The following is a 3,050-nucleotide window of genomic DNA, read 5'->3' on the forward strand; positions in this document are numbered from 1 at the left end:
GCGTATCCGGGATAACAGGCGTATCCGGGGTATCAGGCGTATCCGGGGTATCAGGTGTATCAGGCGTCTTCGGGGTGTGATCGCCGCCGCCGCCGCCACCACCGCCGCTGGCCGCAATAGCGATACCCGCCACGGCAGCGACGCCCGCGACGCTGCCCCATATCACTTTATTACTTAAACCATTGTCCGTCAGGCAACTGGCGGGCAGTTTCTTCTTCTGCTCGGGCGTTAGTTTGCTGATATCCTTCGGGCAGGTGGTGTTAATATTCAGTGGAGTCGCGGCATGTGCATAATTAGCTGAGAGCGCCATCGCTACGCCCATGCTTATTAATTTATACTTCATAAAAAATCCTTTTATCTTTAATTAGTCACCAGGTCTGCTTTATTCAGATGAATTAAAGCAGTTGGTTGGATATATATTATCCTGCGCATTTTTACTAACGTAACGGCTATACTTGCGTTTTGTTAACGTAACACGTTAGAGGCAGGGAAAACCCTGCCTTGTGTACGATGAGTTAAAGCGGATTATCAGAACTGATAGCCGTAATTAAACATCAGACCTTTGTCGCTGATACCGTCTTCACGCCAGCTGAAGGCTTCCGCGCGCAGCTGGCTGGTTTTCTGCATGTAGCTGACGCCGACGGAGGCAAGGCTGTTAATTCCGCCGCCCTGTTCACCGCTGTCAATATTAAAGCGCTGACCAGCCGCCCCCTGCAGTTCGCCGTTACGCTGGCTCTGGTTAAAGCTGAGATTCGGGCTGCCCTCGACCATCGCGTTAACCGCCCAGCCGTTGCTGCCTTTATAGTCCAGCTTCATACCAACGGTGGCATCCACTGCCGTTTTCGAACCGCTGCTCATCTGCAGGTTGAAATCACCGGCGCCGGTTTCGTTCATACCGTTGTCACTGCTGTGGCGGAATTTAACGCCTGCCAGCGGTGCGATGCTCAGTTCGTCGCTCAGGCTGAACGATTTGCTGAACTGAGAGCGCCACTCCAGATACTGCTGAACGGAGTCGGAGCTGCCGGCGGTATTGACCGCGCCGTAGTTGACCAGACGGTCGCTCTGCAGCTGCTGGAAGTCGTAACGCAGGCTGTTGCTCAGCACCACATCATCGGCAAACTGCATGTCATGCTGCATACCGAAGAACTGGCTGAAGCCGCCGGTCAGACCGTTGTCCCCTGCGTCTTTGGCCTTGCCGTTGGTGATACGCGCCATACCGTACTGCAGATTCAGGTTCTGTGCCGGGGTCAGGTCAAAGCGCTGGCTGAGCGAGAGCATGTCGAAGCGGGCGTCGTTGCCCAGTTCGGCGCGGCTGTCGTTCTGCGCGATGACGTTAAAGCCGAGGCCGCTTTCGGTTTTCACTTCGCTGTTGTGCAGCATGTTGAAGCGGTTGCTGAGCACGCGTGACTCACGGCCGGCCGTCACGGCTTTCATGCCGGAGAGCTGGCGCATGGCGTCAGTGACCTGCGCGGCGGTTTCCAGGTTGAGGCTGTTGTACAGCGCGTTGTTGGTGTAGCCCGCGTCAAGCGCCTGCGCCATGTCGCTGACCCCGCTGTCGGTGACGACGTCGGTGTAGGCGTTTTTGGTCATGGTCACATCCACATTGCCGCTGCTGTCCTTGCTGGCGCTGGCGTTCCACACGGCGCTGCTGGAGGTGATATTCTCTTCCCCCTGAATATCCTGGCCGGTGAAGACGTTATCCATCGTGACGCTTTGCGCGCTGGTGCCCAGCGCAAAGCCGGTATTGACCTTCGCCTCTTCAATGGTGTAGCTGTCGGCAGAGTAGGTGCCGTAGCTGCCGTTGGCGCGGGTGCCGACGGTGTAGCCCTGCACGGTGTTCTGCACCACGCTGTCATCTTCGCCGCGTACCAGACTGGAGCCGGTGACGCCTGGTGCAATATAGTATGTACCGTAGTTGATTAATGTGGTGGGGACGTTAATTGCGCCGCCAGAACGATCAAAGACGGCGGAGTCATTGGCATAGACGTTCACCACGCCCGTACTGCCGTTAATGGCAACACTGTTGGGGCCCGATACTTTAAAAGCGGTCATGCCTGTACCGTTCTTCGAGGCTTCCTGCTCCAGACCCAGATTAATGGTGCCGTTATTTACTGAAGTTGTGCCGGCATAGTCTTCAAATACCGTGGAGTTATTGCCGTTAATGGTGATGGTGCCATTATTGGTCAGAGTCCCCGGCGTATTACCGGAGTAGATGGCGTCTTCCCTGGCGATGGTGATGTTATCGCCGGTGGCGGTAATAATGCCGTCGTTGGTGAAATTCCCTGAACCCGAATAGAGATACACCGCATTTTTCTTATAGGCTTCGCTGGGACCGAGGGTATTGGTCAGGTTCACCGTCGCGCCGCTGTGGTTAGTAAAATCCAGTTGTCCGGCCTTTACTCTAGCGTTAATGGATCCATCAGTAAAATAGATAACATTATTGTTCATATCCTCAGTATAGTTACTGAACAGCATAGTGCCATAGTTATCAAAATAGCCCTGGCCGTTTTGCGTGTAGGCAACGTGTAAACCAGGTCTGGCTGTAATATCACCGTCAACATTGCTGAGGGTTAGCGTGCTGTTTTTACCCACCACCACGCGGGCATTTTCGCCATCAAGGTAAAAATTGCTGGCATCATAATCGTCATCGAAGGCCAGATTGGCGTCGCCGCTCATCAGGTAAGTGGTTTCCGCCTTAATCGTAATGAACATCTCCTCCAGGGACGTATTCGGAGCGTTTTGGATGTTGGTTTCACCGGTATTTTCATAGACCGCTGACGTTTTGCCTTTGTTGGCGAACTCTTTTACTTCGCCGCCGGACACGGTCAGGCCATCCATGGTTTCGTAAGTCGATAACTGGACCTTGTTGCCCTGCTCGTCAAATTGCCACTTACCACGGTAATCGATAGCGCCACTGGCATCTTTATGCGCGGCGATATAGCCGTCGGTTTTACCGGTGGTCTGATCCACTGCAGTGATGACATATTCATTGCCTGCAGCGTCAGCGACAAGCCAGGTACCGTCTGACTGCTCTGTGCCCTGCATTGGCG

General features: G+C 54.3%; 2 pseudogenes. Both read right to left on the reverse strand.

The features are described from left to right. Positions 1-343 (reverse strand): annotated as a pseudogene (locus RT197_RS21940) (hypothetical protein); the annotation flags it as partial. 185 nt (positions 344-528) lie between these two features. After that, positions 529-3,050, reverse strand: a pseudogene (locus tag RT197_RS21945) (hypothetical protein); the annotation flags it as partial.

Source organism: Superficieibacter sp., assembly GCF_032071645.1.
GTDB lineage: Bacteria > Pseudomonadota > Gammaproteobacteria > Enterobacterales > Enterobacteriaceae > Superficieibacter.